The organism is Streptomyces sp. NPDC094143 (genome assembly GCF_040303825.1).
Classification (GTDB): domain Bacteria; phylum Actinomycetota; class Actinomycetes; order Streptomycetales; family Streptomycetaceae; genus Streptomyces.
Genome location: NZ_JBEOTZ010000046.1, coordinates 1 through 20,180, shown reverse-complemented (window position 1 = coordinate 20,180; position 20,180 = coordinate 1). Strand labels below are relative to the sequence as shown.

Here is a 20,180-nt window from a genome sequence, read left to right as displayed (position 1 = left end):
GCTACCGCCGCGCGGGCGCGACCAGCCACACTGATACGGAAAAGCCGTCCACGACCAAGGACCGAAGATGACCCGCGTGATCGCCGGCGCAGTCGGCGGACGTCGCCTGGCCGTACCCCCAGGCACCGGCACCCGCCCCACCTCCGACCGTGCACGCGAAGGACTGTTCTCCACCTGGCAGTCCCTCCTCGGCGGTCCGCTGGACGGCGAGCGAGTGCTGGACCTCTACGCGGGCTCCGGCGCGGTCGGTCTGGAGGCACTGTCGCGAGGAGCGGGCCACACCCTTCTGGTCGAGGCCGATGCCAGAGCCGCCCGCGTGGTCCGCGAGAACGTGAAGAACCTCGGCCTCCCGGGCGCCGAGGTCAGAGCGGGCAAAGCGGAACAGATCATCCGCACCGCACCCCCCGGCGACCCGTACGACCTCGTCTTCCTCGACCCCCCGTACGCCGTCACGGACGACGATCTTCGGGAGATCCTCCTCACACTCCGCTCGGAGGGCTGGCTCGCCGGGGAAGCCCTCGTCACCGTGGAGCGCAGCACCAGAGGCGGCGAATTCCGGTGGCCCGGGGGTTTCGAACCCCTCCGGTCCCGTCGCTACGGCGAGGGAACGTTTTGGTACGGTCGCGCCGCCTCTACGTGCGAAGACGCACGATGACCGGACCGGAGAGCGAGGGATCACAAGTGCGCCGTGCCGTCTGTCCCGGGTCGTTCGACCCGATCACCAACGGACACCTCGACATCATCTCCCGCGCCTCCAGGCTGTACGACGAGGTCTATGTCGCGGTGATGATCAACCAGGCCAAGAAGGGTCTGTTCGAGATCGACGAGCGGATCGACCTGATCCGCCGGGTCACCGCCGAGTACGGCAACGTCCGCGTCGAGGCCTTCCACGGCCTGCTCGTCGACTTCTGCAAGCAGCGCGACATCCCCGCCATCGTCAAGGGCCTGCGCGCGGTCAGCGACTTCGACTACGAGCTGCAGATGGCCCAGATGAACAACGGGCTGTCCGGCGTGGAGACCCTCTTCATCCCCACCAACCCCACCTACAGCTTCCTGTCGTCCTCCCTGGTCAAGGAGGTCGCGACCTGGGGCGGCGACGTCTCCCACCTGGTGCCCGCCGAGGTCCTCCAGGCCCTCGGCGAGAAGCTGCGGAAGGACTGACCACGCCCCGGGCGCACCCCGGGCACCTGACCACCCGTCACCCGGTGTCCACCGGGTGCCCCGTGGCCGTACAGTCGTCCCGTCCGTCTCCAACGCATCTGTAGAGAGTGGCGAGCACACGGTGGACGTGCAGAAGAAGCTCGACGAGATCGTCACCACGGTCTCCGGCGCCCGGTCCATGCCCATGTCGGCCTCGTGCGTGGTCAACCGCGCCGAACTGCTCGCGATGCTGGAGGAGCTGCGCGCGGCGCTGCCCGACTCCCTCGCCCAGGCCCAGGAGCTGATCGGCGGCCGCGAGCAGATGGTCGAGCAGGCCCGCCAGGAGGCCCAGCGGATCATCGAGAGCGCCCACGCCGAGCGCGGTTCGCTCATCTCCGACACCGAGGTCGCCCGCCGTTCCCAGGCCGAGGCCGACCGGATCCTCGCCGAGGCCCGCAAGGAGGCCGAGGAGATCCGCGCCGAGGCCGACGAGTACGTCGACTCCAAGCTCGCCAACTTCGAGGTCGTCCTCACCAAGACCCTCGGCTCGGTCGGCCGCGGGCGCGAGAAGCTCCTCGGCACCGGCCCCGGCACCGACGAGCAGGGCTACCAGGACGAGGACGCTCCCGAGCGCAGCCACGACCCGGAGACCCAGCGCCGTACCGCCGACGAGTACGTCGACGCCAAGCTCGGCGCCTTCGAGGCGGTCCTCGCCAAGACCCTGGAGGCCGTCGGGCGCGGCCGGCAGAAGCTGCACGGCCGGATCGCCACCGACGACCTCGGCGCCCTCGCCGACGACACCAGCACGGTCCAGCACTCCAGCGACGCCGACTACCTCGCCGGCCTGGCCGCCGAGCAGCCCTCGGCCGAGCGGCCCGCGCCGCAGGAGGACTACGCCCAGCCCCAGCCGGCGTACGGATACCAGCAGCAGCCCGACCCCTACGGCGGCTACCCGCAGCAGGCCTACGCGGCCCAGCCGGACCCGTACGGCTACCAGCAGGCCGACCCCTACGGCTACCAGGGCTACGACCCGCAGCAGGCCGCCCAGGGCCCGAACCAGGCGCAGCAGGGCCAGAGCCACCAGGGGTACGCCCTCGACGAGACCAGCCTCTTCGACACCAGCATGATCAGTGCCGAGCAGCTGCGGGCCTACGAGCAGGGCCGCGGCCAGGGCTGAGCACCGGATTGGGCCGACGGCGAAAGGTCCAGTATCCTGGCTCTTCGGTCGCGCATACGTCCGCGATCACTGCTGCCCGGGAACACCGCCGGTCAGCGTCCCTCTGAGCTCGAAGACCGAAAGCAGGAATGGCTCTGAACGCCCGCCTCGACCACCGCAACCCCCTCGTGTTCGACACGCACGAGCTGGGTCGGCGGCCTGGTGCGCTGCAGCGCCTGACCCGTACGGTCGACGCTCCCCAGGACCTCGGTATCAAGGGAGTCATCGGAGTGCCGCAAGGCGCCCCGGTGGAGCTGGAGCTCCGTCTGGAGTCGGTCATGGAAGGGGTGCTCGTCACAGGCACCGCCCGTGCCACGGCCGAGGGGGAGTGCGTAAGGTGTCTGGAGCCGCTTGAGCAGCAGCTCGAAGCGGACTTCCAGGAGATGTTCTCGTACCCTGACGCCGACGACCGGGGCCGTGTGATCGCGGAACCGGGCGACGACGCCGAGGACGACGAGGACAGGCTCTTTCTCGAGGACGGCCTGTTCGACCTCGAGCCCGTGCTGCGTGACGCGGTGGTGCTCGCACTGCCGATGCAGCCGGTGTGCCAGGAAGACTGCCCTGGTCTGTGTGCCGAGTGCGGCGCACGGCTGGCGGACGACCCGGACCACCACCATGACGCCGTCGACATCCGTTGGGCGGCATTGCAGGGACTCGCCGGCACCATGTCGGACGGCGAGAAGGACGAGATGAGCGGCGGCGCGCCTCAGTCAGCACGCGCCGACGAGAAGCAGGAGAAGTAGCCGTGGCTGTTCCGAAGCGGAAGATGTCGCGCAGCAACACGCGCCACCGCCGGTCGCAGTGGAAGGCTGCGGTCCCCACCCTGGTTGCGTGTGAGCGCTGCCACGAGCCCAAGCTGCAGCACATCGCGTGCCCGTCTTGCGGCACCTACAACAAGCGCCAGGTCCTCGAGGTCTGAGCGGCTGGTGAGAGGCACTGTGTCCACGCCTAAGAACAAGACTTCCCGCGTGAACGGGAATGCTCCGGCGGACAACCAGGCCTCGTCCCACACGCTTCTGGAAGGGCGGCTCGGCTACAAGGTCGAGTCCGCCCTTCTGGTGCGCGCACTGACCCACCGGTCGTACGCATACGAGAACGGCGGTCTGCCGACCAACGAGCGCCTGGAGTTCCTCGGGGACTCCGTCCTCGGCCTCGTGGTCACGGACACGCTGTACCGCACCCACCCCGACCTGCCGGAAGGCCAGCTGGCCAAGCTGCGGGCCGCGGTGGTGAACTCGCGTGCGCTCGCCGAGGTGGGCCGCGGGCTCGACCTGGGCTCCTTCATCCGGCTCGGCCGCGGTGAAGAGGGCACGGGCGGGCGGGACAAGGCGTCCATCCTCGCCGACACCCTGGAAGCGGTGATCGGCGCGGTCTACCTCGACCAGGGACTGGACTCGGCGGCGGAGCTGGTGCACCGCCTGTTCGACCCCCTGATCGAGAAGTCCTCCAACCTCGGAGCCGGCCTGGACTGGAAGACCAGTCTCCAGGAGCTCACCGCGACCGAAGGGCTCGGCGTCCCCGAGTACCTGGTCACGGAGACCGGCCCCGACCACGAGAAGACCTTCACTGCTGCCGCCCGCGTCGGAGGCGTCTCGTACGGCACCGGCACCGGCCGCAGCAAGAAGGAGGCGGAGCAGCAGGCCGCCGAGTCCGCCTGGCGGTCCATCCGGGCCGCCGCGGACGAGCGCGCCAAGGCGGCCAAGGCCGCCGAGGCGACGCAGACGGCAGCCGCCCAGGCCGCCCACGCGGCCGTCGACGGCAGTACTGTCGACGGCTGAAAAGGCCGGCCGCCCGCACCGGGCGTCCGGTCACAGCACAGCGCACCCGAGCGCCCGCCCCTGCCCGGGGGCGGGCGCTCGGGTCGTCCGCAGGTTCGTGACGGGGGATTCCCATGCCCGAGTTGCCCGAGGTCGAGGTCGTGCGGCGCGGTCTGGAGCGGTGGGTCGCCCACCGGACCGTCGCCGAGGCCGAGGTGCTGCATCCGCGCGCGGTGCGCCGCCACCTCGCGGGCCCCGACGACTTCGCGCACCGGCTCAAGGGCCACCGCATCGGCGTCCCGAGCCGCCGCGGCAAGTACCTGTGGCTGCCTCTGGAGGACACGGACCAGTCGGTCCTGGCGCACCTCGGCATGAGCGGTCAGCTGCTGGTCCAGCCGCACACGGCTCCGGACGAGAAGCACCTGCGCATCCGCGTCCGCTTCACCGACGCCCTGGACACCGAACTCCGCTTCGTCGACCAGCGCACCTTCGGCGGCCTGTCGCTGCACGAGAACACCCCCGACGGGCTGCCCGACGTCATCGCGCACATCGCCCGCGACCCGCTCGACCCGCTCTTCGACGACGAGGCCTTCCACCGGGCGCTGCGCCGCAAGCGGACCACGATCAAACGGGCCCTGCTGGACCAGTCGCTCATCAGCGGGGTCGGCAACATCTACGCGGACGAGGCCCTGTGGCGCTCCCGCATCCACTACGAGCGCCCGACCGCGACCTTCACCCGTCCGCGCACCCTGCTGCTCCTGGGGCACGTGCGGGACGTGATGAACGCGGCCCTCGCGGTGGGCGGCACCAGCTTCGACAGCCTGTACGTCAACGTCAACGGCGAGTCGGGCTACTTCGACCGGTCCCTGGACGCGTACGGGCGCGAGGGCCTGCCCTGCCGGCGCTGCGGCACGCCGATGCGGCGGCGGCCCTGGATGAACCGGTCGAGCTACTTCTGCCCGCAGTGTCAGCGGGCGCCGCGGGTTTCGTCGTAACGCTCGCGGGCGGCGAGCACGTCGTCCATCCGCCCCTCCACGAAGTGGATGAGGCTCAGCAGCCGCTCGGCGACCCCGCGCCCGAGCGGCGTCAGCTCGTAGTCCACCCGGGGCGGGTTGGTGGGCTGCGCCTCGCGGTGCACCAGGCCGTCGCGCTCCAGGGCGTGCAGCGTCTGGGACAGCATCTTCTCGCTCACGCCGTCGACTCGGCGGCGCAGCTCGTTGAAGCGCAGCGGGCCCTCGTGCAGAGCGCCGAGCGTCAGTCCGCCCCAGCGGCCCGTGACGTGTTCGAGCGTGCCGCGCGAGGGACAGGCCTTGGCGAACACGTTGTACGGGAGGTCGTCCAGCCCCTCCGTGCGCTCCTGGGTGGTGGTCATATTCCCAGCCTACGCCAGTGCAGCGCTAACCAACAGGTTGCACTAACTAGAAGTTAGTGCTTTCCTTTGGTCATCGTCAGCAACCTGCCTCTTCTCAGGAGTACCCGTGACCATCCCAGTCGTCTCCCTCGCCTACCACTCCGGCTACGGCCACACCGCCGTCATCGCCGAGGCCGTCCGCACCGGCGCCGTCGAGGCGGGTGCCGAGGTGCACCTGATCGACGTCGGCGGGATCACCGAGGAGCAGTGGGCGATCCTCGACCGCTCGGACGCCATCGTGTTCGGATCGCCGACCTACATGGGCACCGCGTCCGGCGCCTTCCACGTCTTCGCGGAGGCCACCTCGAAGCGCTGGGCCACCCAGGCCTGGAAGGACAAGCTGGCCGCCGGCTTCACCAACTCCGCCTCCAAGAGCGGCGACAAGCTGCACACCCTGCAGTACTTCCAGATCCTCGCCGCCCAGCTCGGCATGCACTGGATCAACCTGGGACTGCTTCCGGGCTGGAACAGCAGCACCGGCTCCGAGCACGACCTGAACCGCCTCGGCGTCTTCGCGGGCGCCGCCGCCCAGACCAACGCCGACGAGGGCCCGGAAGCCGTGCACAAGGCCGACATCGCCACGGCCGAGCAACTGGGCCGCCGCGTGACGGAGACGGCCAGGGTCTTCCTCAGGGGCCTGGCCGCCGCGTGAGCCCCACCGCTGACGCGGTGAGCAGCGAGCACGGACACACGGACCGCTTCCTGGGCGCATTCCCGGACCCCTGCACGCCTCGGTACGCGGGGCGGGCAGGTCAGTCGTACGACGGGGACGTCGTGCGGACCTCGCCCACTACGTCGAGCGGTACCACGTGCCGGTGGACGCGCGCTTCGTCGAGCACGCGCGCCTGCGCGGCTGGTCCGCGCCGGCCCTGCGCGAGGCCGAACCGATGCGGCTCGGCGGACGCCCTGGACGGCGCCGAGGGGACCGGCGCGGGGAGTGACGGCGCCAGGAGCACGGGCGGTGCCGTGGACCGGCCCGGGCAGCCGCCGTCCCTCGGGGACGGCGGTTTGGCGCGTCCGCGAACCGCAGATCCTCAGTAGCCGAAGTTCTGCGTCCACCAGGGGCCGCCGGAGCCGAGTTCGACGCCGACGCCCAGTGTCTTGAAGTCGCAGTTCAGGATGTTGGCGCGGTGGCCGGGGCTGTTCATCCAGGCGTCCATCACAGCCGCGGCGTCGGCCTGGCCGCGGGCTATGTTCTCGCCGCCGAGGCTGGATATGCCGGCCTTCTCGGCCCGGTCCCACGGAGTCCGGCCGTCCGGATCGGTGTGGTCGAAGAAGCCCCGCGCGGCCATGTCCTCGCTGTAGCTCTGGGCGAGGTCGGTCAGCGCGCTGTTCGCGGCGACCGGGCTGCAGCCCACCTTGGCCCGCTCCTCGTTCACCAGGGACAGCACCTGCGCCGCGACCGCGGACTCCCCGGAGAGGGCGGCGGAGGCGCCGGGCTTGCGCGGAGCCTTGGTGGCCGTACGGGAGGGCGTGTCGTCCGGCTTCTCGCTCGGGGTGGCCGTCGGCTTCTTCTTCTCCGGCGCCTTCTCCGGCGTCTTCTCGGCCTTCTCCGGCGTCTTCGTCGGCGCTGCCGACGACTTCGAGGCGGAGGGCGAGGGCGAGACGGAGCGCTCGGCGTCCCGGCTGGTGGGGGAGTCGTCCCGGCTCTCGGCGCTGCCGGACGTGCCGCCCTGCTCGGCCGGGAGGTTGGTCGGGGTGTCGCCGGCCTGGACGTTGTCGGTGCCGCTGCCGCCGCCGAGCTGGTAGTTCTCCAGGCCGGGCACCGCGCCCGTGGCGACGGCGACCGTGCCGAGCGCGACGGCGGCGGACACGCCGAGCAGCCCGGTGCGCATCGGGCGGGCGGTCTTCTTCCGGCGGCGGTGCGCGCCCGCGCGGCGGGCGCCGCCGTCGGGGGTGAAACCGTCGGGGGTGGAACCGTCCGAACCGAAACCGTCCGAACCGAAGCCGTCGCTCGCGAAGACGGCCGTCTCCGTGAAGCGGTCACCGGCCGCGGAGGCCTCCGCGGCGAACAGATAGGCCTCGCTCCTGGCGTAGGTCTCGGCGTACGCCTCCGGGTTCAGATAGGGCGCGATGCCCATCGTCGGGGCGTCGTCCGCGGTGGAGTACAGCGGGTCGTGGCCCTCCGCGAAGCCGTCGGCGCGGCCTGTGGCGGCGCGGCCGGCGGCGGAGCGTCGGTGGCGTCCCATGTCCTGGCCTTCCTCGTCCTGGCGGTCGACTCGTCCTCGAGATCAACACCAAACTCACTCGATGGTGTGAGTTTCATATGAGATTCGTTGAGGGGGGACGGTACCGCATGGCGCAAGAGGAGGAAGTGCCCGGAGGGAGATTGGGCGGTTAGGTTGCAGTCATGAGCGAGGATGTGCGACTGGTCGCCTGGGTGCGAGGACGCGTCCAAGGTGTGGGTTTCCGCTGGTTCACGCGGGCCAAGGCCCTGGAGATCGGCGGCCTGAGTGGTTTTGCTCTCAATTTGGGCGACGGACGGGTCCAGGTCGTCGCCGAGGGCGCGCCCGAGGGCTGTCAAGGCCTGCTGGAGTGGCTCCGCAGTGACGACACGCCCGGCCGCGTGGAAGGTGTCACCGAGATCTGGGACACACCCCGCGGCGGCTACGAGGGCTTCGCCGTCCGCTGATCCGCACCGCGGAACGGCTCCCCGGCCGTCCGCGACGGGGGTCCCGGGAGCCGCCCCGAACGGAAACTCGCTGGTGATTGCCGAGAACCGCTTGCCTCGGCAGGCTCCACGCGCAAGGATGATCGCCACGCCCCGAGGGCCCGCTGAAGCCGCCGCGCCGCCGTTGAAGGCCGTGTGCGCCAGGGTCGCCCGCCAATACGGGGCGTGATCGTGTTGACCGTCAAACTTTTTGGTGAGACGCTGAAAGCACCCCGCGCACCTTAGCTGTTTGGCATGGCTGAACGGCAGCACAACTGAAGGCCCTGCCAAGCCGCGGGTGCGAATCCCTCACGACCCAACCGCATCGGTCGGTCACTCATTGTGGAGGACCATCCATCATGGCAAAGGCGCTTCTCGGTTACGTCGGCGGCTCCGACCCGCGACTCCTCGCCGAGATGCGACGGCTCCAGCAGCGCGTCCAGGACCTGGAATCCGAACTCGTACGGATCCAGGCGGAGAACGAGGCGCTGACGGCTGCCGCTTCTCACGACAGGATCATGGAGAGCGTTGACGCACACCAGGCGGAGCCTGCGCTCACCTGATCACTGCACCGCTCCACATCGGCACAGCAGTGGTGGGGAAGCCCGTAACAACCGCTGAGTTGTCAGAAGTGCAAGGGACGCCACCGGCGTCCCTTCTTTCTTTCCCCCGCGCATCCTTTCACCGTCTTTAACGTCTGGTCTGCCCTGCGTGTTCAGTGGCGAAACCGCGGGTTCATGGAGTGAGACGAACCCGGGCGGTAGAGTCCGGCGGCGTGCACCTCAAGGCCCTGACCCTCCGCGGGTTCAAGTCGTTCGCCTCTGCGACCACCCTCCGGTTCGAGCCGGGGATCACGTGCGTCGTCGGACCGAACGGCTCGGGCAAGTCCAACGTCGTCGACGCGCTCAGCTGGGTCATGGGGGAGCAGGGCGCCAAGTCGCTGCGCGGCGGCAAGATGGAGGACGTCATCTTCGCCGGCACCACCGGCCGCCCGCCCCTGGGCCGCGCCGAGGTGTCCCTGACCATCGACAACTCCGACGGGGCCCTGCCCATCGAGTACGCCGAGGTCACCATCACGCGGATCATGTTCCGCAACGGCGGCAGCGAGTACCAGATCAACGGCGACACCTGCCGTCTCCTCGACATCCAGGAACTGCTCTCCGACTCCGGCATCGGCCGCGAGATGCACGTCATCGTCGGGCAGGGCCAGCTGGACTCCGTGCTGCACGCCGACCCCATGGGCCGCCGCGCCTTCATCGAGGAGGCCGCCGGCGTCCTCAAGCACCGCAAGCGCAAGGAGAAGGCACTGCGCAAGCTGGACGCGATGCAGGCCAACCTCGCCCGCGTGCAGGACCTCACCGACGAGCTGCGCCGCCAGCTCAAGCCGCTGGGCCGGCAGGCGGCGGTGGCGCGCAGGGCCGCCGTCATCCAGGCGGATCTGCGCGACGCCCGGCTGCGCCTGCTCGCCGACGACCTCGTCCGGCTCCGTGAAGCCCTGCAGGCCGAGGTCGCCGACGAGGCCGCGCTGAAGGAGCGCAAGGAGGCCGCCGAGCAGGAGCTGCGCAGGGCGCTCCAGCGCGAGGCCCTGCTGGAGGACGAGGTCCGGCAGCTCACGCCGCGTCTGCAGCGGGCCCAGCAGACCTGGTACGAGCTCTCCCAGCTCGCCGAGCGGGTGCGCGGCACGATCTCGCTGGCCGACGCGCGCGTGAAGAGCGCCACCTCGGCGCCCCCGGAGGAGCGGCGCGGCCGCGACCCCGAGGACATGGAGCGCGAGGCCGCCCGCATCCGCGAGCAGGAGGCCGAACTGGAGGCGGCCCTGGAAGCCGCCGAACGCGCGCTGGAGGACACGGTCGCCCACCGTGCCGAGCTGGAGCGCGAGCTGGCCCAGGAGGAGCGGCGCCTGAAGGACGCCGCCCGGGCCATCGCCGACCGGCGCGAGGGCCTGGCCCGGCTCAGCGGCCAGGTCAACGCCGCCCGCTCCCGCGCGGCCTCCGCCCAGGCCGAGATCGAGCGCCTGGCCGCCGCCCGTGACGAGGCGCAGGAACGTGCCGTCGCCGCGCAGGAAGAGTACGAGGCCCTCAAGGCCGAGGTCGACGGCCTCGACGCCGGTGACGCGGAACTCGCCGCGCGGCACGAGGCGGCCAAGGAGCGACTGGCCGAGGCCGAGGCCTCGCTCACCGCGGCACGCGAGGCCACCACGGCGGCGGAACGCCGGCGCGCCGCCACCCAGGCCCGCCACGAGGCCCTGGCGCTCGGCCTGCGCCGCAAGGACGGCACCGGCATACTGCTGGCGGCCAGGGACCGCCTCTCGGGCCTGCTCGGTCCGGCGGCGGAGCTCCTGACGGTGGCCCCCGGCCACGAGGTCGCTCTCGCGGCGGCCTTCGGCGCTGCGGCGGACGCGATCGCGGTGACGAGCCCGTCGTCGGCAGCGGAGGCGATCAGACTCCTGCGCAAACAGGACGGGGGCCGGGCGACCCTGCTCCTGGCGGGAGCCGGTGACCCCAGGGGCGCTGTCGGCCCCACCGAACCCGCGGACGCACGACACACCTACGCCGCCGACCTGGTCCGCGGCCCGTCCGAACTGATGCCGGCCGTCCGCCGTCTCCTGCGCGGCATCGTCGTCGTCGACACCCTCGAAGACGCCGAGGACCTCGTCTACGCCCACCCGGGCCTCACCGCCGTCACCGCCGAAGGCGACCTCCTCGGCGCCCACTTCGCCCACGGCGGCTCGGCCGGAGCCCCCAGCCTCCTCGAAGTGCAGGCCTCCGTCGACGAGGCGGCCGCCGAGCTGGAGGAGCTGGCCGTGCGCTGCGAGGAGCTGGCCGAGGCCCAGCGGGAGGCCGTCGAACGGCGCACGGAGTGTGCCGCGCTGGTCGAGGAGCTGGGGGAGCGGCGCAGGGCCGCCGACCGGGAGAAGTCCGCCGTCGCCCAGCAGCTCGGGCGGCTGGCGGGGCAGGCACGCGGCGCCACCGGAGAGGCGGAACGTGCCGCCGCCGCCGCGGCCCGGGCCCAGGAGGCCCTGGACAAGGCGCTCCAGGAGGTCGAGGAACTCGCCGAGCGGCTCGCCGTCGCCGAGGAGATGCCGATCGAGGAGGAGCCCGACACCTCCGTGCGGGACCGGCTCGCCGCCGACGGTGCCAACGCCCGCCAGACCGAGATGGAGGCGCGTCTGCAGGTCCGTACGCACGAGGAGCGGGTCAAGGGCCTCGCCGGCCGGGCCGACTCCCTCGACCGGGCCGCGCGCGCGGAACGTGAGGCACGCGCGCGTGCCGAGCAGCGGCGGGCCCGGCTGCGGCACGAGGCGGCGGTCGCGCAGGCCGTCGGCTCGGGTGCCCGGCAGCTGCTCGCGCATGTCGAGGTCTCGCTCGCCCGCGCCGACGAGGAGCGCACCGCCGCCGAGGCCGCCAAGGCCCGCCGCGAGCAGGAACTCGCCCGCGCCCGCACCCAGGGGCGCGATCTGAAGGCGGAACTCGACAAGTTGACGGATTCGGTCCACCGGGGCGAGGTACTCGGCGCCGAGAAGCGGCTGCGGATCGAGCAGCTGGAGACCAAGGCGCTGGAGGAGCTGGGTGTCGAACCGGCCGGGCTCGTGGCGGAGTACGGTCCGCACCAGCTCGTGCCGCCCTCGCCCCCCGCCGAGGGTGAGGAGCTGCCGGAGGACCCCGAGCACCCGCGCAACCGCCCGAAGCCGTATCTCCGGTCCGAGCAGGAGAAGCGCCTCAAGGCCGCCGAGCGTGCCTACCAGCAGCTCGGCAAGGTGAATCCGCTCGCGCTGGAGGAGTTCGCGGCGCTGGAGGAACGCCACCAGTTCCTCAGCGAGCAGCTGGAGGACCTGAAGAAGACCCGTGCCGACCTGCTCCAGGTCGTCAGGGAGGTCGACGAGCGCGTCGAGCAGGTCTTCACCGAGGCCTACCGGGACACCGCCCGGGAGTTCGAGGGCGTCTTCAGCCGGCTCTTCCCCGGTGGTGAGGGGCGGCTGGTGCTGACCGACCCGGACAACATGCTCACCACGGGCGTGGACGTCGAGGCCCGCCCGCCGGGCAAGAAGGTCAAGCGGCTGTCGCTGCTGTCCGGTGGGGAGCGGTCGCTGACGGCCGTGGCGCTGCTCGTGTCGATCTTCAAGGCGCGGCCCAGCCCGTTCTACGTCATGGACGAGGTCGAGGCCGCCCTCGACGACACCAACCTCCAGCGGCTCATCCGGATCATGCAGGAGCTGCAGGAGGCCTCGCAGCTGATCGTGATCACCCACCAGAAGCGCACCATGGAGGTCGCCGACGCGCTGTACGGCGTCTCCATGCAGGGCGACGGTGTGTCGAAGGTCATCTCGCAGCGCCTCCGCTAGATAGGTGTGTTCTGCACCTGTCTCACCTGCGGTGCTCTATGACTTCAATTCTTGAACACATCCCCGACACACAACCGCCGAAGATTCACAGCACTCGGCTATTGACTTCGAAACTTGAAGGCTTAGTCTCGGCAACGTTCCTTTTACCTTCAGGTACCTTCAGGTGGACCTCGAAGGGCTGACCCCCTCCGGCAGCGTTGCCGGTGGCCCGAGGAGTACACGTGACCAGCACAGCGCAGGCACCCAAGTCAGGAGCCGGGACGGCTCACCCCGATCATCTCGGGCACGTCATCTTCATCGCGGCGGCGGCCGCCATGGGCGGCTTCCTCTTCGGCTACGACAGCTCCGTGATCAACGGCGCCGTCGAGGCTATCCGTGACCGCTACGACGTCGGCTCCGCGGCCCTCGCCCAGGTCATCGCCATCGCCCTGATCGGCTGCGCCATCGGCGCCGCGACCGCCGGACGCATAGCCGACCGCATCGGCCGCATCCGGTGCATGCAGATCGCCGCCGCTCTCTTCACCGTCAGCGCCGTCGGCTCCGCGCTCCCCTTCGCGCTGTGGGACCTCGCCTTCTGGCGCGTCGTCGGCGGCTTCGCCATCGGCATGGCCTCCGTGATCGGCCCGGCCTACATCGCCGAGGTCGCCCCGCCCGCCTACCGCGGCCGGCTCGGCTCCTTCCAGCAGGCCGCCATCGTCATCGGCATCGCCGTGTCGCAGCTGGTCAACTGGGGTCTGCTCAACGCCGCCGACGGCGACCAGCGCGGCAAGCTGATGGGCCTGGAGGCCTGGCAGGTCATGCTCGGCGTCATGGTCGTCCCGGCCGTCCTGTACGGCCTGCTCTCCTTCGCCATCCCCGAGTCCCCGCGCTTCCTCATCTCCGTCGGCAAGCACGAGCGCGCCCGGCAGATCCTCGCCGAGGTCGAGGGCAAGGACGTCGACCTGGACGCCCGTGTGGCCGAGATCGAGGGCGCCATGAAGAGCGAGCACCGCTCGAGCTTCAAGGACCTGCTCGGCGGCAGCTTCTTCTTCAAGCCGATCGTCTGGATCGGCATCGGCCTGTCGGTCTTCCAGCAGTTTGTCGGCATCAACGTCGCGTTCTACTACTCCTCGACGCTGTGGCAGTCGGTCGGCGTCGACCCGACGGACTCGTTCTTCTACTCCTTCACCACGTCGATCATCAACATCGTCGGCACCGTCATCGCGATGATCTTCGTCGACCGGGTCGGCCGCAAGCCGCTGGCGATCATCGGCTCGATCGGCATGGTCGTCGGCCTCGCGCTGGAGGCCTGGGCGTTCTCCCACCACCTGGTCGACGGCAAGCTGCCCGCCGCGCAGGGCTGGATCGCCCTGATCGCCGCGCACGTCTTCGTCCTCTTCTTCGCGCTGTCCTGGGGTGTCGTCGTCTGGGTCATGCTCGGCGAGATGTTCCCCAACCGGATCCGCGCCGCCGCCCTGGGTGTGGCCGCCGCCGCGCAGTGGATCGCCAACTGGGCCATCACCGCGAGCTTCCCGTCGCTGGCCGACTGGAACCTGTCCGTGACGTACGTGATCTACACGGCGTTCGCCGCGCTCTCCATCCCGTTCGTCCTGAAGTTCGTCACCGAGACCAAGGGCAAGTCCCTGGAGGAGATGGGCTGAGCCCGTCCCGCGCACTCGGGGAGAAGGGCCAAAGTCCCCGCTGCCCCTCTCCCCGTAACCCGCCGCCGCCCCGGTTCGGCCACTGCCCGAGCCGGGGCGGCGGTCCGTCGTCTCACCGGACGATGACACCGCCGCCCTCGATCATCCGCGCGTGCGGGGCAGCTACCTCCAGGTTCCGCAGCCGTCTCACCAGCCCCGGCGGTTCTCCTGCGAACGCGCGCGGGCCCCGCGTGCCCTCGGCGATCGCGTCGAGCCGGTCATGCGGCAGGGCCACCTCGCGCAGGAAGCCCGCGGCGTCCTCGCCCTCCACCTCCAGGTCGTCGTCGGCCGGCACCGGCGGGAAGCGGGCGCCCACCGCGCGCACCGCCTCCGACCCCCACCGGTTCCGTGGCGACGCCCCGGTCGTCGGCGTACGCGGCGATCTCCAGGGCTGCGCGGCAACGGGCCCCCGAGTTCGACGGGAGAGGCCCGTCAGCTGACAGGGCGTCAGACGCTCAGAGGTGTGGAGATCCGGCGGCCCCGGCCTTTCGGGGCGGTGCGGGCAGGGTGACCCGGGGTCCCATGACTGATACTGGACGCGTTATGGACATCGTCATCCTTGCTGTAGTCATCGCCGTGGTCGTGCTCGGCGCGCTCGGCGGGCTCATCGTCGGCAGCCGGCGCAAGAAGCAGCTGCCGCCGCCCCCGCCCGCGGCGCCCGACATCACCGCCCCACCGGCCGAGCCGCACGTCGGCGACGAGGCCGAGACGCCGCGGGAGGAACCGCGGCGCACGATAGAGGAGGTTGATCTCCCGGACGGCTCGGCTCCGGTCGTCGTCGAGGAGCCGCCCGCCGAGGTTCCCGGGATCGAGATCCCGGAGCCCACCGCGGGCCGCCTGGTCCGGCTGCGGGCCCGGCTCTCCCGCTCGCAGAACGCCCTGGGCAAGGGCCTGCTGACCCTGCTGTCCCGCGAGCACCTCGACGAGGACACCTGGGAGGAGATCGAGGACACGCTGCTCACCGCCGACGTCGGCGTGCAGCCCACCCAGGAACTGGTCGAGCGGCTGCGCGAGCGCGTGAAGGTGCTCGGCACCCGCACCCCCGAGGGACTGCGCACCCTGCTCCGCGAGGAGCTCCTCACCCTGGTCGGCCGCGACATGGACCGCGTGGTCAAGACCGAGCCGGAGGACCGCAAGCCGGGCATCGTGATGGTCGTCGGCGTCAACGGCACCGGCAAGACCACCACCACCGGCAAGCTCGCCCGTGTCCTGGTCGCCGACGGCCAGAGCGTGGTGCTCGGCGCGGCCGACACCTTCCGGGCCGCCGCCGCCGACCAGCTCCAGACCTGGGGCGAGCGCGTCGGCGCCTACACCGTGCGCGGACCGGAGGGCGGCGACCCGGCCTCCGTGGCCTTCGACGCGGTCAAGGAGGGCAAGGAGATGGGCGCGAACGTCGTGCTCATCGACACCGCCGGCCGGCTGCACACCAAGACCGGCCTCATGGACGAGCTCGGCAAGGTCAAGCGGGTCGTCGAGAAGCACGCCCCGGTCGACGAGGTGCTGCTCGTCCTCGACGCCACCACCGGCCAGAACGGCCTCGTCCAGGCCCGGGTGTTCTCCGAGGTCGTGGACATCACCGGCATCGTGCTCACCAAGCTGGACGGCACGGCCAAGGGCGGCATCGTCGTCGCGGTCCAGCGCGAGCTGGGCGTCCCGGTCAAGCTGGTCGGGCTCGGCGAGGGCGCGGACGACCTCGCGCCGTTCGAGCCGGAGGCGTTCGTTGACGCCCTTATCGGGGAGTGAGCTCGGCACCCGCCGCGGCACGACCTGCGAAAAACCATACCTGCGCGAGAAGCGCCCGCCCCCGAGGTGCAGTCGGGGACGGGCGCTTCGCTCTGTGTCCTGGCCGCGGCTACGCCCGTGAGCGGTGTGCCACGTACGCCAGCGTGCCCAGCACCAGGCGGGCCTCCGGTGGCCGGGAGGCCGAGTCCAGGGCGGGGGACCGCAGCCAGCGGACCGGGCCGAGGCCGCCGCGGTCCGAGGGCGGCGCCGTGATGTGCGTGCCGGGGCCGAGGCCGCGCAGATCGAGCGCGTCCGGATCGTCCCAGCCCATGCGGTAGAGCAGCCCGGGCAGGTCGGCGGCGGCGCCGGGCGCGACGAGGAAGTGGGCGCGGCCGTCCGGGGTGGCGGCGACCGGGCCGACGGGCAGGCCCATGCGCTCCAGCCGGGCCAGGGCGCGGCAGCCGGCCGGCTCGGCCACCTCGATGACGTCGAAGGCCCGGCCGACCGGCAGCATCACCGAGGCGCCGGGGAACTCGCCCCAGGCCTCGGTCACGTCGTCGAGCGTCGCCCCGGCGGGGATCACCGGGGCGAAGTCCAGCGGATGCGCGCCCGGGGCCGGGCAGTCGCGGCGGCCGCAGGAGCACGCGCCCGCCGACGCCCGGGCTCCCGGCACCACGTCCCAGCCCCACAGGCCGGTGTACTCGGCCACGGCCGTGCCCTCCGACGAGCGGCTGCGGCGGCGCGAGCCGGACCGGATGTCGCGCATGCCCCGGCTGATGCCGATCGTGAAGCCCATACCCCCTCCAACGGGTCTGGCGCACCGGCGGTTACGCAGCGGACGCGATGCGTGACTCTCCGTTTCCACCTTCCCCGTGACGGACGGTTCACTCCGCGCCGGGAAGTGCCCAGGGTGGTGTGCCCGTCGGCGCGCGCCCCTGGATGCATCGCTGCACCCGCTCCTGGGTGTGCTGTGTCAAGTGAATCGCGCGTTGACGTACGTGAGTTCATTCGAAGGGGTGGCGAATGGTGGCGATTGCGTGTGAGCCGTGGCTGGACGGGTGATCGTAGGATTACTCTGTGTGCACGAGGCCTGGGGGCACATGCACTCGCGGGTATGCCGGTGGCAACTCGCCTTTTCCGTTCGAAGGGTGACAAGGGCCGGACGGACGGCCGTACGAACCGGCATGCTGATAGGGCTTGGCGCACTCGGCGGCAAGTGGTCTCAGGGATGGGGGCGTTCCAGTGAGCGGCAACGGCGGAAGCGGAACGAACGCTGCACACGCGACGCACACTGACAAGCGCCCGAACGAGCTGCTCACCTCCTGGTTCGTGCGCAGCGGCTGGTCCAAGGGCGAGCTGGCCCGCCAGGTCAACCGCAGAGCCCGCCAGCTCGGCGCCAACCACATCTCCACGGACACCTCCCGGGTGCGCCGCTGGCTCGACGGCGAGAACCCGCGCGAGCCGATCCCCAAGATCCTCTCCGAGCTGTTCTCGGAGCGCTTCGGCGTCGTCGTCTCCGTCGAGGACCTGGGGCTGCGCACCGCGCGCCAGTCACCGTCCGCGACCGGCGTCGACCTGCCCTGGACGGGCCCGCAGACCGTGGCCCTGCTCAGCGAGTTCTCGCGCAGCGACCTGATGCTGGCCCGGCGCGGCTTCCTCGGGAGCTCGCTGGTCCTGTCCGCGGGCCCGGCCCTCATCGAGCCCATGCAGCGCTGGCTCGTGCCCTCGCCCCCCGGCCCGCGGTCCGAGCCCGAGCCGGCGGCCGCCTCCGGGCGCTCCCGCGGCCGGCTGTCGAAGCCGGAGCTGGACCTCCTGGAGTCCACGACGGTGATGTTCCGCCAGTGGGACGCCCAGTGCGGCGGCGGGCTGCGCCGCAAGGCCGTCGTCGGCCAGTTGCACGAGGTGACCGACCTGCTCCAGGAACCCCAGCCGGAAACCACCACCCGGCGCCTGTTCAAGGTCGCCGCCGAGCTCGCCGAGCTGGCCGGCTGGATGTCGTACGACATCGGGCTGCAGCCGACCGCGCAGAAGTACTTCGTCCTCGCGCTGCACGCGGCCAAGGAGGCCGGCGACCGGCCCCTCGGCTCGTACGTGCTGTCCAGCATGAGCCGTCAGATGATCCACCTCGGCCGGCCCGACGACGCGCTGGAGCTGATCCACCTCGCGCAGTACGGCAGCCGGGACTGCGCGAGCCCGCGCACCCAGTCGATGCTGTATGCGATGGAGGCCCGCGCCTACGCCAACATGGGCCAGCCCGGCAAGTGCAAGCGGGCGGTGCGGATGGCCGAGGACACCTTCGCCGAGGCCGACGAGTGGGACGAGCCCGACCCCGACTGGATCCGCTTCTTCTCCGAGGCCGAGCTCTACGGCGAGAACTCCCACTCCTACCGCGACCTGGCCTACGTCGCCGGCCGCAGCCCCACCTACGCCTCGCTGGCCGAGCCCCTGATGAAGCGGGCCGTGGAGCTGTTCGCCGAGGACGGCGAGCACCAGCGGTCGTATGCGCTGAACCTGATCGGCATGGCCACCGTGCACCTCCTGCAGCGCGAGCCCGAGCAGAGCACGGTGTTCGCCGCCGAGGCCATGCAGGTCGCCAAGAAGGTCCGCTCCGAGCGCGTCAACACCCGTATCCGCAAGACCGTCGACACCGCCGCACGCGACTTCGGCGACCTCGGTGAGGTCGTCGACCTCACCGAGCGGCTCGCCGCCGAGCTGCCCGAAACCGCCGCCGAGGCGGTCTGAGGCCCCGACCCCGAACCCCGGCCGCGGCCGGCCCTCCCGAACTGCCCGACTCGGCTCCCCCAGCCAGGTCAGCGGAAGGCCGACCGCGGCCGGCCTGTGCGCTCGTAAGGCCACGAGCGCCGAAGGTTGCGCCACGATAACGATCGGCGCACCCGCCCTCCGGCAGTTCATCGACGCGTAACACAGCACGCGCCTTCGTCACGGTCGCGAAACAACGAGGGGCCTCCACCGAAACCGCGCTGCGCCAATCTCGTGGCGCATAACCGGCCCACCCCCTCACTCCGCTCCAGGCTTCGCCCGCACGGGGCCGTACCAATGACGAGGAGACGCCGATGGCACCAGCCATCACCCTTGCCGCAGAAGCGCCCAAGCTGTCTGCCGCCAACACAGGGTTCATGCTCATCTGTTCCGCCCTGGTGATGCTCATGACCCCGGGCCTGGCCTTTTTCTACGGAGGCATGGTCCGCGTCAAGAGCACCCTGAACATGCTGATGATGAGCTTCATCAGCCTCGGGATCGTCACCATCCTGTGGGTGCTGTACGGCTTCTCCATGGCGTTCGGCACCGACTCCGGCAGCCTCATCGGCTGGAACTCCGACTGGGTGGGCCTCGGCAACATCGGCCTGACCGAGCTGTGGGACGGCTACACCATCCCGGTGTTCGTCTTCCTGGTGTTCCAGCTGATGTTCGCGATCATCACGCCCGCCCTGATCAGCGGCGCCCTCGCGGACCGTGTGAAGTTCAGCGCCTGGGCGCTGTTCGTCGCCCTGTGGGCCACGGTCGTCTACTTCCCGGTCGCGCACTGGGTCTGGGGCGCCGGCGGCTGGGCCTTCGAGCTCGGCGTCATCGACTTCGCCGGCGGTACGGCCGTGCACATCAACGCCGGTGCCGCCGCGCTCGGCGTGATCCTGGTCATCGGCAAGCGCGTCGGCTTCAAGAAGGACCCGATGCGTCCGCACAGCCTCCCGCTGGTCATGCTCGGTGCCGGTCTGCTGTGGTTCGGCTGGTTCGGCTTCAACGCCGGCTCCTGGCTCGGCAACGACGACGGCGTGGGCGCGCTGATGTTCGTCAACACGCAGGTCGCCACGGCCGCCGCCGTCCTCGGCTGGCTCGCCTACGAGAAGATCCGCCACGGCGCCTTCACCACGCTCGGAGCCGCCTCCGGCGCGGTCGCGGGCCTGGTCGCCATCACCCCGGCCGGCGGCGCGATCTCCCCGCTCGGCGCCATCGCCGTCGGCGCCATCGCCGGTGTGCTGTGCGCCATGGCCGTCGGGCTGAAGTACAAGTTCGGCTACGACGACTCCCTCGACGTGGTCGGCGTCCACCTGGTCGGCGGCATCCTCGGCTCCCTGCTCATCGGCTTCTTCGCCACCGGCAAGGGCCAGTCCGACGTCGCGGGCCTGTTCTACGGCGGCGGCCTCGACCAGTTCTGGAAGCAGTGCGCCGGTGTCTTCGGTGTCCTCGCCTACTCCCTGGTCGTCTCCGCGGTCCTCGCCTTCCTCCTCGACAAGACGATCGGGA

General features: G+C 71.1%; 20 protein-coding genes. 16 read left to right on the top strand and 4 right to left on the bottom strand.

Translation table 11 applies throughout. The features are described 5' to 3' along the window. Nucleotides 1-67 precede the first annotated feature (67 nt). The 7 genes from rsmD to mutM all read left to right on the top strand — a co-directional run bounded on the left by rsmD (nt 68) and on the right by mutM (nt 5,108). Entirely contained in the window at nt 68-655 is a 588-nt protein-coding gene (gene rsmD, locus ABTZ58_RS35335) for a 16S rRNA (guanine(966)-N(2))-methyltransferase RsmD (RefSeq protein ID WP_351366054.1), read from the top strand. 26 nt (nt 656-681) lie between these two features. Further along, on the top strand, nt 682-1,161 hold the full coding sequence (gene coaD / locus ABTZ58_RS35330) for a pantetheine-phosphate adenylyltransferase (protein ID WP_351366081.1): 480 nt from the start codon (nt 682-684) through the stop codon (nt 1,159-1,161). A gap of 121 nt (nt 1,162-1,282) precedes the next feature. Next, a complete protein-coding gene (locus ABTZ58_RS35325; RefSeq protein ID WP_351366051.1) occupies nt 1,283-2,317 on the top strand; it encodes a F0F1 ATP synthase subunit B in 1,035 nt (344 codons plus the stop codon). Between the two features lie 128 nt (nt 2,318-2,445). Beyond that, nucleotides 2,446-3,099 carry a YceD family protein gene (locus ABTZ58_RS35320; protein ID WP_351366048.1) on the top strand — a complete coding sequence of 218 codons (654 nt, stop codon included), beginning with the start codon at nt 2,446-2,448 and terminating at the stop codon, nt 3,097-3,099. Nucleotides 3,100-3,101: 2 nt separating this feature from the next. Then, entirely contained in the window at nt 3,102-3,275 is a 174-nt protein-coding gene (gene rpmF, locus ABTZ58_RS35315; protein ID WP_007493396.1) for a 50S ribosomal protein L32, read from the top strand. Nucleotides 3,276-3,324: 49 nt separating this feature from the next. Next, entirely contained in the window at nt 3,325-4,134 is an 810-nt protein-coding gene (gene rnc / locus ABTZ58_RS35310; protein ID WP_351366045.1) for a ribonuclease III, read from the top strand. 113 nt (nt 4,135-4,247) lie between these two features. Next, the gene (gene mutM, locus ABTZ58_RS35305) at nt 4,248-5,108 is read left to right on the top strand and encodes a bifunctional DNA-formamidopyrimidine glycosylase/DNA-(apurinic or apyrimidinic site) lyase (RefSeq protein ID WP_351366042.1); all 861 of its coding nucleotides are present in this window, start codon (nt 4,248-4,250) and stop codon (nt 5,106-5,108) included. On the opposite strand, the gene ABTZ58_RS35300 is transcribed toward mutM, so the two are convergent. Continuing rightward, the gene (locus tag ABTZ58_RS35300) at nt 5,081-5,485 is read right to left on the bottom strand and encodes a winged helix-turn-helix transcriptional regulator (protein ID WP_351366039.1); all 405 of its coding nucleotides are present in this window, start codon (nt 5,483-5,485) and stop codon (nt 5,081-5,083) included. The two genes, mutM and ABTZ58_RS35300, sit on opposite strands and share 28 nt — an antisense overlap. 106 nt (nt 5,486-5,591) lie before the next feature. Here ABTZ58_RS35300 and ABTZ58_RS35295 point away from each other — a divergent pair, with 106 nt between their 5' ends. Next, a complete protein-coding gene (locus ABTZ58_RS35295) occupies nt 5,592-6,176 on the top strand; it encodes a flavodoxin family protein (RefSeq protein WP_351366036.1) in 585 nt (194 codons plus the stop codon). 163 nt (nt 6,177-6,339) lie between these two features. Beyond that, the gene (locus ABTZ58_RS35290) at nt 6,340-6,465 is read left to right on the top strand and encodes a hypothetical protein (RefSeq protein ID WP_351366033.1); all 126 of its coding nucleotides are present in this window, start codon (nt 6,340-6,342) and stop codon (nt 6,463-6,465) included. 93 nt (nt 6,466-6,558) lie between these two features. Here ABTZ58_RS35290 and ABTZ58_RS35285 read toward each other — a convergent pair whose 3' ends face one another. Then, nucleotides 6,559-7,713, bottom strand: a complete 1,155-nt coding sequence (locus tag ABTZ58_RS35285) for a CAP domain-containing protein (protein ID WP_351366030.1) — start codon at nt 7,711-7,713, stop codon at nt 6,559-6,561. Between the two features lie 161 nt (nt 7,714-7,874). Between ABTZ58_RS35285 and ABTZ58_RS35280 the strand changes: the two genes are divergently transcribed. From ABTZ58_RS35280 to ABTZ58_RS35265, 4 genes are all read left to right on the top strand, one after another. Further along, nucleotides 7,875-8,156: an acylphosphatase gene (locus tag ABTZ58_RS35280; RefSeq protein ID WP_351366027.1), complete on the top strand. Its 282-nt coding sequence runs from the start codon at nt 7,875-7,877 to the stop codon at nt 8,154-8,156. 377 nt (nt 8,157-8,533) lie between these two features. Then, nucleotides 8,534-8,737, top strand: coding sequence for a hypothetical protein (locus ABTZ58_RS35275; protein WP_003993245.1), 204 nt, complete (start codon nt 8,534-8,536; stop codon nt 8,735-8,737). 212 nt (nt 8,738-8,949) lie between these two features. Then, the gene (gene smc / locus ABTZ58_RS35270; protein WP_351366024.1) at nt 8,950-12,516 is read left to right on the top strand and encodes a chromosome segregation protein SMC; all 3,567 of its coding nucleotides are present in this window, start codon (nt 8,950-8,952) and stop codon (nt 12,514-12,516) included. 221 nt (nt 12,517-12,737) lie between these two features. After that, entirely contained in the window at nt 12,738-14,156 is a 1,419-nt protein-coding gene (locus ABTZ58_RS35265) for a sugar porter family MFS transporter (protein ID WP_309097682.1), read from the top strand. A gap of 112 nt (nt 14,157-14,268) precedes the next feature. Here ABTZ58_RS35265 and ABTZ58_RS35260 read toward each other — a convergent pair whose 3' ends face one another. Continuing rightward, nucleotides 14,269-14,520 (bottom strand): hypothetical protein, encoded by a 252-nt coding sequence (locus ABTZ58_RS35260; protein WP_351366021.1) that lies wholly within the window; start codon nt 14,518-14,520, stop codon nt 14,269-14,271. 218 nt (nt 14,521-14,738) lie between these two features. Between ABTZ58_RS35260 and ftsY the strand changes: the two genes are divergently transcribed. Then, on the top strand, nt 14,739-15,938 hold the full coding sequence (gene ftsY / locus ABTZ58_RS35255) for a signal recognition particle-docking protein FtsY (protein ID WP_351366018.1): 1,200 nt from the start codon (nt 14,739-14,741) through the stop codon (nt 15,936-15,938). A 109-nt stretch (nt 15,939-16,047) separates the two neighbouring features. Here ftsY and ABTZ58_RS35250 read toward each other — a convergent pair whose 3' ends face one another. Then, nucleotides 16,048-16,713 (bottom strand): bifunctional DNA primase/polymerase, encoded by a 666-nt coding sequence (locus ABTZ58_RS35250; protein WP_351366015.1) that lies wholly within the window; start codon nt 16,711-16,713, stop codon nt 16,048-16,050. Nucleotides 16,714-17,159: 446 nt separating this feature from the next. Between ABTZ58_RS35250 and nsdA the strand changes: the two genes are divergently transcribed. Further along, complete coding sequence (gene nsdA / locus ABTZ58_RS35245; protein WP_351366012.1) at nt 17,160-18,659, top strand: transcriptional repressor NsdA; 1,500 nt, start codon at nt 17,160-17,162, stop codon at nt 18,657-18,659. Nucleotides 18,660-18,991: 332 nt separating this feature from the next. Next, on the top strand, nt 18,992-20,180 hold a 1,189-nt coding region (locus ABTZ58_RS35240; RefSeq protein WP_351366009.1), incomplete at its 3' end, for an ammonium transporter.

Bases quoted from the DNA above. Each gene is read 5' to 3' on its own strand.
- ABTZ58_RS35275 (WP_003993245.1), top strand. From the start codon at position 8,534: ATGGCAAAGGCGCTTCTCGGTTACGTCGGCGGCTCCGACCCGCGACTC.
- mutM (WP_351366042.1), top strand. From the start codon at position 4,248: ATGCCCGAGTTGCCCGAGGTCGAGGTCGTGCGGCGCGGTCTGGAGCGG.
- ABTZ58_RS35300 (WP_351366039.1), bottom strand. From the start codon at position 5,485: ATGACCACCACCCAGGAGCGCACGGAGGGGCTGGACGACCTCCCGTAC.
- ABTZ58_RS35285 (WP_351366030.1), bottom strand. From the start codon at position 7,713: ATGGGACGCCACCGACGCTCCGCCGCCGGCCGCGCCGCCACAGGCCGC.
- ABTZ58_RS35320 (WP_351366048.1), top strand. From the start codon at position 2,446: ATGGCTCTGAACGCCCGCCTCGACCACCGCAACCCCCTCGTGTTCGAC.
- ABTZ58_RS35280 (WP_351366027.1), top strand. From the start codon at position 7,875: ATGAGCGAGGATGTGCGACTGGTCGCCTGGGTGCGAGGACGCGTCCAA.
- ABTZ58_RS35250 (WP_351366015.1), bottom strand. From the start codon at position 16,713: ATGGGCTTCACGATCGGCATCAGCCGGGGCATGCGCGACATCCGGTCC.
- rsmD (WP_351366054.1), top strand. From the start codon at position 68: ATGACCCGCGTGATCGCCGGCGCAGTCGGCGGACGTCGCCTGGCCGTA.
- ftsY (WP_351366018.1), top strand. From the start codon at position 14,739: ATGGACATCGTCATCCTTGCTGTAGTCATCGCCGTGGTCGTGCTCGGC.